At 61.9% G+C, this 14,081-nt stretch carries 13 protein-coding genes; 7 read left to right on the forward strand and 6 right to left on the reverse strand.

Annotation, left to right across the window (positions count from 1 at the left end; translation table 11 throughout):
• Window positions 1–19 precede the first annotated feature (19 nt).
• From JST30_16005 to JST30_16020, 4 genes are all read left to right on the forward strand, one after another.
• Entirely contained in the window at window positions 20–499 is a 480-nt protein-coding gene (locus JST30_16005) for a hypothetical protein (protein ID MBS1715831.1), read from the forward strand.
• A gap of 177 nt (window positions 500–676) precedes the next feature.
• Window positions 677–1,729, forward strand: a complete 1,053-nt coding sequence (locus JST30_16010; protein ID MBS1715832.1) for a hypothetical protein — start codon at window positions 677–679, stop codon at window positions 1,727–1,729.
• Window positions 1,730–1,801: 72 nt separating this feature from the next.
• Window positions 1,802–2,077 (forward strand): hypothetical protein, encoded by a 276-nt coding sequence (locus JST30_16015; protein MBS1715833.1) that lies wholly within the window; start codon window positions 1,802–1,804, stop codon window positions 2,075–2,077.
• A 12-nt stretch (window positions 2,078–2,089) separates the two neighbouring features.
• Window positions 2,090–2,734, forward strand: a complete 645-nt coding sequence (locus JST30_16020) for a fibronectin type III domain-containing protein (protein ID MBS1715834.1) — start codon at window positions 2,090–2,092, stop codon at window positions 2,732–2,734.
• 219 nt (window positions 2,735–2,953) lie between these two features.
• Here JST30_16020 and groL read toward each other — a convergent pair whose 3' ends face one another.
• From groL to groES, 3 genes are all read right to left on the reverse strand, one after another.
• Window positions 2,954–4,582, reverse strand: coding sequence for a chaperonin GroEL (gene groL, locus JST30_16025; GenBank protein MBS1715835.1), 1,629 nt, complete (start codon window positions 4,580–4,582; stop codon window positions 2,954–2,956).
• Between the two features lie 74 nt (window positions 4,583–4,656).
• A complete protein-coding gene (locus tag JST30_16030; protein ID MBS1715836.1) occupies window positions 4,657–5,046 on the reverse strand; it encodes a four helix bundle protein in 390 nt (129 codons plus the stop codon).
• Window positions 5,047–5,102: 56 nt separating this feature from the next.
• Window positions 5,103–5,393, reverse strand: a complete 291-nt coding sequence (gene groES / locus JST30_16035) for a co-chaperone GroES (protein MBS1715837.1) — start codon at window positions 5,391–5,393, stop codon at window positions 5,103–5,105.
• Between the two features lie 229 nt (window positions 5,394–5,622).
• On the opposite strand from groES, the gene JST30_16040 reads away from it, so the two are divergent.
• The 3 genes from JST30_16040 to JST30_16050 all read left to right on the forward strand — a co-directional run bounded on the left by JST30_16040 (window position 5,623) and on the right by JST30_16050 (window position 10,317).
• Window positions 5,623–6,990, forward strand: a complete 1,368-nt coding sequence (locus JST30_16040; protein MBS1715838.1) for a hypothetical protein — start codon at window positions 5,623–5,625, stop codon at window positions 6,988–6,990.
• A gap of 243 nt (window positions 6,991–7,233) precedes the next feature.
• Window positions 7,234–8,397: a P-loop NTPase gene (locus JST30_16045; protein ID MBS1715839.1), complete on the forward strand. Its 1,164-nt coding sequence runs from the start codon at window positions 7,234–7,236 to the stop codon at window positions 8,395–8,397.
• Window positions 8,398–8,655: 258 nt separating this feature from the next.
• Window positions 8,656–10,317, forward strand: coding sequence for a WD40 repeat domain-containing protein (locus tag JST30_16050; GenBank protein ID MBS1715840.1), 1,662 nt, complete (start codon window positions 8,656–8,658; stop codon window positions 10,315–10,317).
• Here JST30_16050 and JST30_16055 read toward each other — a convergent pair.
• The 3 genes from JST30_16055 to JST30_16065 are packed head-to-tail and all read right to left on the reverse strand — an operon-like array spanning window position 10,314 to window position 14,048.
• Complete coding sequence (locus JST30_16055) at window positions 10,314–10,934, reverse strand: class II aldolase/adducin family protein (protein ID MBS1715841.1); 621 nt, start codon at window positions 10,932–10,934, stop codon at window positions 10,314–10,316. The two genes, JST30_16050 and JST30_16055, sit on opposite strands and share 4 nt — an antisense overlap.
• A gap of 26 nt (window positions 10,935–10,960) precedes the next feature.
• Window positions 10,961–12,637, reverse strand: coding sequence for a ribulokinase (locus tag JST30_16060; protein ID MBS1715842.1), 1,677 nt, complete (start codon window positions 12,635–12,637; stop codon window positions 10,961–10,963).
• A complete protein-coding gene (locus JST30_16065) occupies window positions 12,630–14,048 on the reverse strand; it encodes an L-fucose/L-arabinose isomerase family protein (GenBank protein ID MBS1715843.1) in 1,419 nt (472 codons plus the stop codon). Before JST30_16065 ends, JST30_16060 begins: the two co-directional genes overlap by 8 nt.
• Between the last annotated feature and the right edge of the window lie 33 nt (window positions 14,049–14,081).

Genomic DNA, 14,081 nt, shown 5'->3' on the forward strand with positions numbered 1-14,081 from the left:
AACCGGTAGACTCCCCGCCGTGACGCCAATCTTGTCACTCGCCGTACTCATGGCTCAGGACCGACAGACGACCCGGCACGACGACCTTTTGTCCCACTTTATCGGCAAGTGGCGCATCACACGCGAGTTCAAGAAACGCACGGCGGTGAACACCGCCACCGTCTCTTGGGAGCTGGACGGACACTGGTTGCGCATCGACATGAAGGACGTCGCCAAACCAAGCCAATATGCGGCGCACGTCTATCTCACGCGCATGCTCGACGGGACGTACTCGTGCCACTGGCTCGACACGTTCGGGGGCACGTTGCCGGAGTCCTTGGGCGTCGGCAAGAGGGTCGGCGACTCGATCGTGATCGACTTCAAGGACAAGGACGGCGAACTTCGGAACACGTTCACCTGGCATCCGGATTCGAAGACGTGGACGTCGCACATCGAGCAGACCGACGCGAAAGGGGTCTGGACGGTCTTCTGCACGGACACCTACAAGAAGCGTTCCTGACCTGGTCCGTCGAAAGTCGTTGGGGGTGCATCGCCTGATCCGTCGAGCCTACGAAGCTGGGCGCCAAATTCCGACGTTGTGTGTCTCGCGACGGAAGTCTAAGATAGCCCTCTCACATCTCCCGCCGTGCTGTCGTCGACAGCTTGACATGGGTTCGGCCTAGCGTACAATGCGATCATGTCCTCCGCCGTCATCATTCCTCGCCTTGTGGCGACGAACGTGCTCGCGTCAGCGTTGATCTCGCTCGCGCCATGTGCCCCGCCGCGATATTTGTTGGAGCCGATCGAACCCACGTCCCCTGGAAGGATGAGTCTTAGCGGCTTGGACGATCAGAACACGGTCTACGGAAGCCTCTACGACCCGGTCACGCGGACCTTTAAGCCGTTTTCGAAAGGCTCCAACGGTGAGTCGATCCTCGATTCCGGGCCCTACGGCCAGGGCGTGATCAGCGCCGTGACGGGACCCATCGGCTTCGGGAGGTGTTTTGACGCAGTGTCGACCCGGGCCGCCTTCTGGCAAAACGGCACGCTCCATCTGATCGGGCCTACCGACGGCTTCGAAATGGCCGAGGCCTACGGCGGCGCTCCGGACACCGCGATCTACGGCTACGCCCGGTCGGGCACGGAAGAGGGCGAAGTCATGTTGCGAAACGGCACCATGACGCCTTTACCGTTCCCTCACCACCAGTTCGAGCAGGGCCGAGGGGTCGCCGCCGCGAACGCAAAAGGGAAGGCGGTCGGCTTTGACTCCTTCGTTCCGACCATCATCTCCAACCCCCTGAGTTGGGACTTCGGCGTGCTGACCGTCCACCCGGCCTTTGAAGACTACGCCTACGCCGTCGACGTGAACGACAACGGCGAGTTCGTCGTCAACAGCAGCGACAACGGCGGGTACCACTATTCACGGGTCTTTTCGAACGGCGTCTGGACGCGACTGCCGGGGTTACAGTTCGGAGGAAACGGCGTCCTAGGCGGCGCGATCAACGATCGCGGGACCGTCGTGGGCAGAGTGGACAGGGTCGTCGGCACCGACCGAGGAATGTCGGTCTGGACGAAGGACGGCACCTACTCCCGGTACCCGTTCCTCGACCTCGTTCTGTTCAACCCGGGGTGGGAGATCACCGAACTGACCGACATCAACAACAAGGGCGTCATTCTCGGACGCTATAAGTCCGGCTCACTGTCCAAGTACTTTCTCGCCAAGCCGTTGTCCCGGAGTGCCGGATCCTGACCGAGAGCCCGGTCTGTCTCGTGACGCAGGAGTGGAACAGGACCGAGGGATAAGAAGAACATTCCCCCGGGATTGAAGAAAAAATCCCCGGAAAGAAAGAACATTCCCCTGGGTTTAAAGAAAAAAACCGGGGGAAGGAAGAAAATTTCCCCGGTTTTAAAGAAAAGAGCCGAGGGAAAGAGAAAAATCTCCGGGGGAACAAAGAGGGCTTCCCGGGAAAAGAAGAAACTTTCCGCGGATTCTTTTCTCTTTTCCCGGGGAAACGGGAGAGAAAAGTCGGTGATCGCCCTAAAGACACACGGAAACGGGCCGATGAAGAATGCTAGGCGTGTGCCGGTGGCAGCCTAGGGATCGACAGTCATGTCCTACATTACCGAACTATCGTCTGACGGGAGTCTCAATACCGCACTGGCCAACTTCAATGCCCTGTGTGTTCAATTTACGGCCCAACTTTCCCTGCAGCCGGCTGATCTGATCGCGATCGCCGCTGCAGCGAGCCAGTTCAACACGGCGCTCAACGCAGCGACTGCCGCGAAGCAGACATCGAAGGGAAGCGTGGAGGCGAAAGACGTGCAGAAGGCTGCGAGCAAAGCCGTTATCGCCAAGTATGCGAAGATCTTCCGCGCCAATCCGGCGGTCTCCGACCAGCTCCTGGAGCAGCTCATGCTGCCCCACCACAAGACCCCGGGCGCAAAGACCCCGCCGACCCAACCGCTCGACCTGGTCGGCAGCGCCGACGGGCAGGGGCTCGTCACGCTCAAGTGGAAGCGCAGCGGCAATATCGAGGGGACGAACTTCCTCGTGGAGGCGCGCACCGCGCCTACAGGGGAATGGACGATCATGGGGAGCACGACCCGCGTCAAAACGACCTTCCAAGGCACGCCGGGCGACTACCTCGCCTTCCGCGTGACGGCCGTACGGAACAAGCAGTCCTCTCCGCCGAGCGTGCCGTTCGTGCTGTGGGACGGTTCGACGGGCGAAGGCTTCGAACTGAAAGTGGCCTGACACAGCCGCTGCGCGAAGGGAGATGGGGCGAGGGGAGGAGGGCACCGTCTTGCGGCCATTGAGACACGCCCTCACCCCGCCCCCTCTCCTCCTTACCCTGTCAACCGGGGGGTTGGTCTGACAAAGAAAGAGGTGGGTCCTGCCGGATCTCCACCCCCTAGCCCCCTCCTCATGTGACCGGACAAGACACCCAGCCACACGAGGAGGGGGGAGCGGACTTTAGAAGTCCATGTCGCCCATTCCGCCACCCGGCATGGCCGGGGCAGCCTTCTTGGGCTCAGGCTTCTCGACGACCAGCGCTTCCGTCGTCAGGACGAGGCCCGCGATGGAGGCGGCGTTCTGGACGGTCGAGCGGGTGACCTTGGCGGGGTCGACGATGCCGGCCTTGCTCAGGTCGACGATCTCGCCCGTAGCGGCGTTGAGGCCGAAGCCGTTCTTGGCTTCGCGCACCTTCTCGACGATCACGCTGCCTTCCCAGCCGCCGTTCTCGGCGATGGTGCGGAGCGGGGCTTCGAGGGCGCGGCGGACGATCATGATGCCGGTGAGCTCGTCGCCCTCGGCCTTGATCTTGTCCAGCGCGGACTGGGCGCCGAGCAGGGTGACGCCGCCACCCGTGACGATGCCTTCTTCCACTGCGGCGCGCGTGGCGGAGAGGGCGTCCTCGTAGCGGTGCTTCTTCTCTTTGAGCTCGGTCTCGGTGCTCGCGCCGACCTTGATAACGGCGACGCCGCCGGAGAGCTTGGCCAGGCGCTCCTGGAGCTTCTCACGGTCGTAGTTGCTGTCAGTGTTGTCGATCTGGGACTTGATCTGGTTGATGCGGCCCATGACCGACTGCTTCGTGCCCGCGCCTTCGATGATGGTCGTGTCTTCCTTGGTGATCACGACCTTCTTGGCGGTGCCGAGCATGTCGAGGGTGACGTTCTCGAGCTTCGTACCGAGGTCTTCGCTGATGAACTGGCCCTTGGTGAGGACGGCGATGTCCTCGAGCATGGCCTTGCGGCGGTCGCCGAAGCCGGGGGCTTTGACGGCCGCGATCTGCAGCACGCCGCGGATCTTGTTCAGGACGACGGTGGCGAGAGCTTCGGCCTCGACGTCCTCGGCGATGATGAGGACCGGCTTTCGGGCCTGGGCGGCCTTCTCAAGGAAGGGAAGGAGGTCCTGCGCGCTGCCGACCTTCTTCTCGTGGATGAGGATCAGCGGGTTCTCGAGGACGGCTTCCATCCGCTCGGGGTCGGTGACGAAGTACGGCGAGATGTAGCCGCGGTCGAACTGCATGCCTTCGACGATCTCGACGTTGGTCTCGCGGCCCTTCGACTCTTCGACGGTGATGACACCGTCCTTGCCGACCTTGTCCATCGCGTCGCTGACCTGGACGCCGATCTCGGCGTCGTTGCCGGCGATCGTGGCGACGAACTGGACCTGCTCCTTGTCTTTGACCGTCTTGGCTTCCTTCTTGATGTATTCGACGACGGCCTCGACGGCCTTGTCGATGCCGCGCTTGACGGCGATCGGGTTGCCGCCGGCGGCGACGTAGCGGAGGCCTTCGGTCACGATCGCCTGGGCGAGGACGGTGGCGGTGGTGGTGCCGTCTCCCGCGACGTCGTTGGTCTTGGAGGCGACCTCTTTGCAGAGCTGCGCGCCCATGTTCTCGTAGGGGTCTTCGAGCTCGATCTCCTTGGCGACGGTGACGCCGTCCTTGGTGATCGTGGGCGAACCCCACTTTTTGTCGAGGACGACGTTGCGTCCTTTGGGGCCGAGCGTGACCTTCACGGCATCGGCGACTTTGTTGACGCCCCGCTCGAGGGCTCTGCGGGCGGTTTCATCGTAGAGAAGTTGTTTGGCTGGCATGGTTTTTTTGTTCGGGTTGGTTCGGGTGGTTCGGGTGGTTCGGGTGGTTCGGGTTGGTTCGGGTTGGTTCGGGCTTATTCGGTGGTGGAGTATTCGGCGATTTCTTCTCGGAGGGTCCCCTGGGAGACCTTTTCGATCAGGTTCGTCAGCTTGGTGCCCACGATAGGTACCAGGCTCTCGATCTCTTGTGGTGTTTCGGCGATTCCTAGATCGGCGGCAATCTGAAGCAAAGTCTCGACCTCGTTCAGAGATCCCTTGGCGATCCTGAGGAACCTGCAGTACTCACCGCTCGATCGTCGGCCGTAGCCTTCAGCGATGTTGCAGGGAACTGAGACCGCAGCTCGCTGCAGTTGGCCAATGAGGCCGAAACGTTCTTCTTCCGGAAAGCTCCTGCAGTGCCCGTAAACAAGCACTGCCCGTTCGCGACCGAGTTTCCAAACGTCGAGATCTTTGTAACCTGCCATTCCGTTCAGCCGGACTTCCGAACCACCGAACCACCGAACTCCCGAGCGCTCCGTCCTTACTTCACGATCGCGTAGATCTGGTCTTCGTCGAGGATCGTGAAATCCTTGCCGTCGAGGGTGACTTCGTTCCCGCCGTACTTGCTGAAAAGCACGCGGTCGCCCGCCTTGACGCTGAGTTTGTTACGGTTGCCGTTATCGAGGGTGCGGCCTTCTCCGACGGCGACGACTTTGCCTTCAGTGGGCTTTTTCTTCGCGCTGTCGGGGAGGATGATGCCGCCGGAGGTCTTTTCTTCGGCCTCCAGCACCTCGACGACCACCTTGTCTCCTAGGGGTTTGATGTTCGCCATGTTGTCTTGTTCTCCTGCCGGAGCGGCCCTTGAGGGCTTGGCTTCCGACGCGGCGGGTTGGCACTCGCCGCTTGACAGTGCCAATTATGGCCGGGAAATCAACCGGCGTTGGCAGAGTCGGGACCAGAGTGCTAACAAGGCTCGGTGTCCGGGGACAAAGGTGATCCAGTGAGGGAGTGAATGCAGGGAACGAGTGAACGAGGGGACGTTGTCCGGTCAGAATGCCGGTATGGGTACGGTGCACACCATTCTCGTCTCTGCGGTCGCGGGTGCGGCTTCGTCGGCTCTCGTGATGTACGCAGGCTCCGTGTCGTTACAGGATGTGACGCCAGGCGTCACGGAAACCGGTCACACGAACATTTCGGGCTATGCGCTCGCAGGCCGGTTCGGCGCCGGAGTGAGTCCGACGTTGGCCAGGGTGCAGGTACAGGCGACAGGCTCGCTTCAGGGCGTGCGCAGCCTCTCGGACACAGGGGTCGCGGTCTACGGCCAGAGCAACGCGACGAGCGGACTCGGGGCGGGCGGCTATTTCACGAGCAAGAGCGTGGGCGGTCGAGCGGCCGTGGTCGACCAGTTGAGTCCGACGGGGACGACGATCGGGTTGTTCGCGAACGCGGTCAGTTCGGAAGGGACGGGCGTGTTCGGCCGGGGACGGGCCGCTGGAGTCTACGGCGAGACGGCGGGGAACACGGGTGCGGGGATCTACGGGAAAACGACGAGCTCTTCGCAACAGTCGTCGGGCGGTCTTTTCGAAGCTCCGGGTAATGCGAGGGGCCTCGTATCGAAGACCATGAACGGCTTTAACTCGGGCGAAGCAGGCCTGTTCGAAAGCGACGCGGGTAACTACGTCGTCAAAGTCCGTGGATTCGGGTCCGGTGCCGGCATCGGGATCTCGACGGCCGCAGGAGGTTCAGGGGTCTCGGCCTATGTCGGCAACCCGAACACGTCGGTGGGGAGCAGCAACACGGGCGGCGTGTTCCGGAGCGACATCGACAACGCTTATGGCCTGGTCGGTTACGGTGGAGGCGTCGGAGGCCGGGGCGTGCGGGCGACCACACCGTCCGGAACAGGCTACGGTCTGCTCGCCGAGAACACGGGCGGCGGCTCGAAAGTCGCGATCCGGGCCGTCGGCAACACCGAAGCGACGGGCACGAAGTCGTTCGTGATCGACCATCCGCTCGATCCGGCGAACAAGCTGTTACGGCACTATTCGGCGGAGGGCCCGGAGCCCTATCTGATCTACCGGGGAACGGTGAAGCTGGGGGCGGACGGCAAGGCCTGGGCGGTCCTGCCGCTCTACTTCGCGCAGATCGCCGAACAGCCGCACTATCAATTGACGGCGGTCGGGGCGCCCTCCGAGGTCTACGTCGCGACCGAGGTCCAGGGGAACCGCTTCCAGATCGGGGGCGGCAAGCCCGGGCTCAAGGTGTGCTGGACGGTCACGGCTTTGCGCAACGACAAGTATGTCCAGAAGTACCCGCTGGAGAAGGAGCCGATGAAGGCGGACGGCGAGCGCGGCAAGTTCCTCCACCCCGAACTCTACGGTGCGAAGCCGGAAGCGGCGCTTCATCCAGACTCGGCGGTCCTCAAGAGGTAAGGCTCCGATGAGATGGCGACCGGGGCTGGACCGACTCGGCCCCGGTGTCCCCCCACGCATGCCGTGACACCTTTCCGGCACGGAACGTGCATGTTTTCGCTTCGGAACGCGGCCAAAACCGGCGAATCGACCCGGGACGAGGCGTCTCGACACGGGAACAATCGCCCGTGGCGGACGTCAAAAGGGGAAGAGTCCCTGTCGATCGTGGTCTGAACCGCGGAAGACCGTTCGAGAAGGTGTGCTATGGAGAAAGCGAGCGAAGCCGTCGTGGCCGAAACGACGGTGCACGACACGTTGTTCGACCCGAAACTGCTGGACCTGGTTCCGGCCAAAGTGGCCGTCGCCAACCGGGTGTTGCCGATCGGTCTGAGCAGCGACGTCCTCGTCTGCATGGCAGAGGAGCCGGACGATCCGTACCTGATGTCCCGGTTGAGGTTCCAACTTCAGCGGGACGTTCGCTTGATCCCGGCTCGGCCCGGGTTCGACCGCGCGCTTGAAGAGGCGTACGGCGGCGACCCGTGCCCGGAGACGGAAGACCTCGTTTCGGCCGTGACGGCCCCGCTCGAAGGCGTCGTCCGCCAGCGCAAAGGCGTCAGCCACCGGCCCTGGAACGCGGCTCCGAAAGTCATCGCGGTGACGAGTGGTAAGGGCGGCGTCGGCAAGACCACGATGACGGCCAACTTGGGCATCGCCCTAGCCCGCCTTGGGCTGACCGTCGGCGTCATCGACTGCGATTTCGGCCTGTCGAACCTCCATGTGATGCTCGGCATGAGGCCCGTGCACAAGTTGCCCGACGTCCTTTCCGGCCGGGTCCCCCTGCACGACGGTTTCGAGCCCGGCCCGGAAGGACTGAGGGTCCTTGCCGGCGCGACGGGTTCTCCGGAACTAGCGGAGCTGACTTATGCGCGGCTGTCGCGGGGCGGCGTCTCGACGGAAAACCTGAAGCGGATCTTCGACATCGTGTTCCTGGATACGGGTGCAGGAATCGCCCGCGGTGCGCTGTCGATGCTGACGAACGCGGACGAAGCGTTGTTGGTCGTGACTCCGGACCCTTCGTCGGTCCAGGACGCTTATGTGACGCTGCGCGTCTTGACGGAGCGCAAGCCGATGATGCGGGTCGGGTTCGTCGTCAACGACGTGAAGGACTCGTCGCAGGCGTCGGACGTCGCGGCAAAGTTCCAGACGTTTTCGGCCCTTCACCTCGGATGCCAGTTGCGTTATCTGGGTAGCGTCTCACACGACCATGCGGTCGAAAAGGCCACTCGGAGTCGGTCTCCCGTGGTCCAGTCGGCTCCAAAGAGCCGGGCGGCCCGGGACATCGAGGCGTTGGCCTACCGGTTCAGCGGCATTCCGAACGAGCGCTTGAACCTGTTCCAGCGGATCGTCGAAAAGCTCGACTTCGCTTAGGCGCGCAGAAAGCTTCGCCAACGAAAAGGTTACTCTCCTGCAGATATGCGGGAGACTCGGATTCCACGGCCTAACCTGTAGCCCCTGATGCCATAATCGGACGTTATGCGCAGTGCACTGTGCGTTCTGGTCGCATGTGTCGTTACACTGGCCCGACCCGATGCGACGCCGAGTTGGCTGATCGGCGGGCCCATGTCCGGAAATTCTATAGTGGGATGCGTCTCCAATGGATCGAAGGTCGTGACGACGGGAGGAACCATGGCGCACGCCCTCTGGTCGACGGTTACTGCTAAACTCGAGAATTCCTACCTCGAAACCTACTTAGCCATTGGCGTCGCGCCTACAAAGGGGCTTGTGGCCTATTTCGCAAACGGCTATCTACGAGTCCGAAATTTGCAGGGAAACATCCTCGGCACCTGGAAAGCCCATGACACCTTCGGCACGATCTCAATTGCGTTTTCTTCGGACGAGGAGTACATCTACAGCAACGGTTCAGACGGCTTGCTCAAAAAGTGGCGGCTATCTGACCGTTCGCTCATCTGGAGCATTCCGAGTCCGGGGTCGACCATGGCCGTTTCCCCTCAAGACGATCTGGTCGCCGTAACCGGTGCGGTCACGACGTTAATCGACTCTGCAACGGGGGCCATCCAGGACACTATCGTTCATAGCGGCGGCACTGGAAAGGGAATAGCTTTTTCGCCAGGAGCGGACTGGCTGTGCGTTACGACTCAAGGCGGGATGCTGACGGTGTACAACCTTGTACTGGGTACGATCGTCTATCAGCAATCGTTTGGAACTAGCACCCTCAGCATTCCGAGTTTTTCTGGCGACGGAGGTCGGTTAGTTTTCACCGACTGGAACAGTGGTGTCAGGGCCAGGGTCTTCGACACGTTGACCTGGACACAGCTTTTTGCAACGCCTTATGACTCGGCCAACAGCCAGGGTCAGGCCGTTTTTGCACAAGACTCTGATCATATCCTGTGCGCCGGAAGCATCGAAAACCTGTCGCAATTGACGGAGTGGGACTTACAAAGTGGCTTGCCCATTGCGTCTTTCGTGAAGCAACATTCAGAACCGTACGGAATGGACGTCAGTAGAGACGGCACTAAGCTCTATGTCCAGGATAAGCCGTCCAACGTCAACGTGTTCGATGCGTCAAGCGGAGCGCTGATCGAAAGGTGGGGCCCATTTCCTGGCTCGAAAGGCGCACTGGCTGCCAATCCTGCAAGTGATACGATCGCATTCGGATCGAACCCCGTGATGGTGTGCAGGTCGACGGACGGCACTGAACTAGGCAGGATCACAAAGTCTGCGCTGTCGATGAACTTTTCCCCAGACGGGCAGTACTTGGCACTCGGAGTTTCGGACCACATCGACATTCATCGGACGTCTGATCTTAGCTTTGTCAAAACTATAAGTGCAGGTTTCGACCAAGTCAACGCTTTTGCGTTTTCAGCCGACGGCTCCAAGATCGTTCTTGGTTACTACAAGAATGTTTATTGCGTCGATGTCGCTACCGGGGCCACCCTGTGGACGTCCCAGCCTAGCGGCAACTATTTTTTCTATTCATTCGCATTCTCCAACAACGGGTCTTATGTGTGCGCGGGAGCGGGGGACCGCGCTTCCGTACTTCGAGTCAGCGACGGTGCACTCGTCAAGAGCTTCACGACTGGAGGTTGGACGCATGTGCTGTTTTCTCCTGAAAGCAAATTTCTGTACGTATCCAGCAGTTATAACCTGCGCACATTCAGGATGCCCGACGGAAAACTCCTGCACCTTCAAGACGATGAGGCGCCAGAAGCCGCCAGGATGAGAGCCTCACGGGATGGGACACGTCTCTTCCTTGGCCGAAGGGACGGTGTGATCGTGTGCTGGCCGAGGCTCGGGCCGTTGGCGAGCCATGGCTTCGCCGCCCCTTAGCCTTGCCCGTATCGGTTCTGGTACCTGTCCCACCATTTCTCGACCTCGTCGGCAGGTAGTGGCTTGGGCTCTCCGATCTGTCGAGCGAGCCAGACCGTCTTCGCCGTGTCTTCGACCATGACGGCGGCCTTGAGGGCCGTTGCAGGGGTCGGGCCCCATGTGAAGACCCCATGATGGGCGAGGAGGATGCCGGGGGCGCGGTCGTTCTTGTGCATGAGGACCGCCTGACCGATGTTGTCCCCTTCATTGTCGACATAAGGCGCACAAGGGATCTCTCCTCCGAACTCGTCGGCGATGGCGGTGAGGACCGGCGGGATCGCAAGGCCGTTGGCGGCGAAGGCGGTGGCGTAGTTGCTGTGGGTGTGGACGACGGCGCCGATCTCAGGCATGTTCCGGTAGAGGAAGAGGTGGTGAGGGAGATCGACGCTCGGCTTGGCTCCCCCCCGGTGTGCTCCTGTAGCGAGGTCGACGACGGCGAGGTCCAACTCGGACATCGTCGCGTAATCCATGCCGCTGGGTTTGACGTAGACGGTGCCGGACATACGGTCGAGGCCGCTGACGTTGCCGGAATGGGCCGTGACAAGTCCGTATGTCGGAAGGCAGCGGTTGGCGGCCAGGACGTCTGCGGCGAGACCGTCCGACTTCACTTTCGAGCCTCGCTACGGATCCGGATCAACTCTTTCATCAGGTCGCCTAACGGTCGGTGGGTTCCGGACGTGCCGAAGGCGTCGTGGAGGTCGAGGTAGAGGCCGTAGAGCCTGTCGTAGGTTTCGACCGCGTTCGGAGTGGGGCGGTAAAGGGTGTCCTTGACCCCCGTCATCGCTTCGATCGCTTCGGGCACCGAACGGTGCGCACCCCCGACGACCGACCCTGCTATCGCGGCGCCGAGCGCGCAGGTCTGGGCCGAACGCGAGAGCATGATGGGGCGGTTGCAGACATCCGCATAGATCTGCATCGTCAAGGCGCTCTTCTCGGCGATCCCGCCGCACACGACGATCTCCTCGATCGGGACTCCGGCGGTTTCGATCTGCTCGATGATCCTTCGGGCTCCGAACGCTGTCGCTTCGATGAGGGCCCGATAGACCTCGCCGAGTGTCGTGTGGAGCGATTGACCGACGAGAAGTCCCGACAGGAGCGGATCGACCAAGACCGTACGGTTCCCGTTGTTCCAATCCAGGGCCAGGAGGCCGCTTTCGCCGGGACGGAGCGCCGAGGCCTGCCCGTTCAACAGCGAATGCGCGTCGAGGGTCGCTTCCTTGCCCCCGAGGAGCGCTTGGGGCAAACGGGTCGCACACCATTCGAAGAGGTCGCCGACGGCGCTTTGGCCCGCCTCGATCCCGATGAGCCCAGGGATCACGCTTCCAGGAACGATCCCGCAGACGCCTTGGATGTCAGGCGTGGACGCGTCGCCGACCATGATGTCGCAGGTGCTGGTCCCCATGATCTTGACGAGGCGTCCCGGTTTGACCCCGCTTCCGACCGCACCGAGGTGGGCGTCCATCGCGCCGACCGAGACGGGCGTACCCGTTCGGAGTCCGGACTTTTCCGCAATCTCAGTATCGAGACCCCCGGCAGGCTCGCCGATGACCTGGGTGGTGTCGTAGAGCCCTTTCCGCAGGTCACCCAGTCCAGGGTGCAGCGCGTTCAAGAAGTCTTCTGACGGTAGTCCGCCCCAATCGTCGCTGAACATCGCCTTATGACCCGCGGCACAGACGCCGCGCTTGATCGAGGCGGCGTCCGACGCACCTGTGAGCCAGGCAGGGACCATGTCTTGGCATTCGCACCAACTGGAGGCAGCGGCGTAAACGTCGGGAGCGGTGCGGGCGCAATGAAGGATCTTCGACCAGAACCACTCGCTGGAATAGGTGCCGCCGCACTTGGCGAGATAAGGCTCGCCACGATTCTTGGCGAGTTCCGTGATCTCTTGGGCCTCGGCATAAGACGTGTGGTCCTTCCAGAGCCAAGCCATGGCGTCCCGGTTTCCCGCGAACAGAGGATCGAGGGCGAGGGGCACGCCGCTTTCCGAGATCGGGATCGGAGTGGAGCCGGTCGTGTCGACGCCGATCCCGACGATCTCCTCGTACGAGAAGTCTCCCTGATGGAGAACGTCGCCGACACAGTGGTAGAAGCCTTGAGAGTAGTCCCGCGGGTTTTGCCGGGCGAGGTTCGGATCTTTCGGGTCGAGAAAGACCCCCGCTTCGCCGCCTTCGTAGTCTGCGACGGCGGTCGCAAGCTCCTCCCCCGTCGCACAGTCGACGACGAGGGCGCGGACGCTGTTGGTCCCGAAGTCGATCCCGAGGGCGAGCTTACGGTCACTCATGGCGGTAGGTGTCCCAGCCGAGATACTTGTCCAACGCTTCCTCCACAGCCCGCGAAGACTGGGAGATGTTCGCGGCGACGTGGTGTTCGAATCCCGTCTCGCAGACGAACTGGAGCAGCGACTGAAGGTTCGGCACCCGTACGACCCCGAACCCGCCGAAGGTGTTGAGCACGTCGTTCGTCAACTCGCCTTCGCCCGTATAGGCGACGATGCGTCCGTTCAGGTCGTCCGTCGACACGCGCAGGTAGGTGAAAGCGCCCGTTTTCATTCGACCGACGATCGTGCCGAACGTGTTCTCCTTGCCGACCGAGCCTGCGATGATCTCTTGATAGTCCATTTTCTGCTCGGCGAAGACCGATTTGGGAAGATTGGAACAGTGGAAGACGACGGCTTTGTCGGGGTCGTCGCCGTAGTTGTTGTTCCAGTCCAGGAGGGCGCTCGGCGTTCCGGACGCGCAAGCAAGGGCGTACATGCTGACGGTGCCCGCGACGTCGGTCTCGCACGCGCTGGACATGAGCGTCTCCGACATCATCGACATCAGCGTGCAGGGGACGACCCCGTAGAACTCTTCGAGGCTCGTCCAGCACTGAACGGCGGTCGCGTCGAGGGCGTTGTCCGCCACCCATTTATCGATCGCGGCGCCAAGCCTCGCCATCTTGTCGAGGCTCTCTTCGGGCACGTCTTTCGTCTCCGTGTACGAGCGGATCTGGTCGGTCTTTGCTCGAACCGCGGCGTCCGAAGACGTCATCGCGTTCGCCCAACCGAGCACTTCAGAGAGGTCGAGCGTCTCGACGGTGATGCCGGAAGCTTCGAGGAGCTTCTCGCTATAGCGGACGGTGTTGAAGGCTCCCGGACGGGCTCCGATGGCCCCGATGCGCAGTCCGCGGAGGCCCTGGACAATGCGGCAGGTCTGGTCGAACCGCTTGAGGTCGTTGCGGAAAGAAGGAGCGACGGGATCGACGGTGTGCAAGTCGGTCAGGCAGTACTTGATGCCGTATTGCCGGAGGTTGTTGCAGACCGACATCTTGCCGCAGAAGCTGTCGCGGCGGTCGGCGATCGTCATGCGCTTGTTGTCGTCTCCGAAGGCGTGGACGAGCACGGGGACGTCAAGGCCGGAAAAGCGGATGGTATTGGCGACGGCGCGTTCGTCGCCGAAATTGGGAAGGGTGACGAGAATGCCGTCGATGTCGTCGCGGTGTTGCTTGAAGAGGTCGCCGCACTTGCGGGCGTCGTTCAGCGACTCGACGGAACCCGCCGGGCTGTCGTCTTCACTGAGAACGACCGTTTCGAACCCTTCTTCCTCGAGGACGCGGAGGATCGTCTTGCGTCCTTCGGTACAGAGGTGGGTAGGGAAGAACCCCCTGTTCCCGATGATGACGCCGAGTTTGGTCTTTCCCTTCTTCCTTGGCATGTCCGGTTCCTGAGACGGCATAATTCTAGCCCC

Source organism: Armatimonadota bacterium, from assembly GCA_018268395.1.
Classification (GTDB): domain Bacteria; phylum Armatimonadota; class Fimbriimonadia; order Fimbriimonadales; family Fimbriimonadaceae; genus JAEURO01.

Coding starts and splice junctions, on each gene's coding strand:
- JST30_16010 (MBS1715832.1), top strand. CDS start 677: ATGTCCTCCGCCGTCATCATTCCTCGCCTTGTGGCGACGAACGTGCTC.
- JST30_16020 (MBS1715834.1), top strand. CDS start 2,090: ATGTCCTACATTACCGAACTATCGTCTGACGGGAGTCTCAATACCGCA.
- groL (MBS1715835.1), bottom strand. CDS start 4,582: ATGCCAGCCAAACAACTTCTCTACGATGAAACCGCCCGCAGAGCCCTC.
- JST30_16030 (MBS1715836.1), bottom strand. CDS start 5,046: ATGGCAGGTTACAAAGATCTCGACGTTTGGAAACTCGGTCGCGAACGG.
- groES (MBS1715837.1), bottom strand. CDS start 5,393: ATGGCGAACATCAAACCCCTAGGAGACAAGGTGGTCGTCGAGGTGCTG.
- JST30_16040 (MBS1715838.1), top strand. CDS start 5,623: ATGGGTACGGTGCACACCATTCTCGTCTCTGCGGTCGCGGGTGCGGCT.
- JST30_16045 (MBS1715839.1), top strand. CDS start 7,234: ATGGAGAAAGCGAGCGAAGCCGTCGTGGCCGAAACGACGGTGCACGAC.
- JST30_16050 (MBS1715840.1), top strand. CDS start 8,656: ATGGCGCACGCCCTCTGGTCGACGGTTACTGCTAAACTCGAGAATTCC.
- JST30_16060 (MBS1715842.1), bottom strand. CDS start 12,637: ATGAGTGACCGTAAGCTCGCCCTCGGGATCGACTTCGGGACCAACAGC.
- JST30_16065 (MBS1715843.1), bottom strand. CDS start 14,048: ATGCCAAGGAAGAAGGGAAAGACCAAACTCGGCGTCATCATCGGGAAC.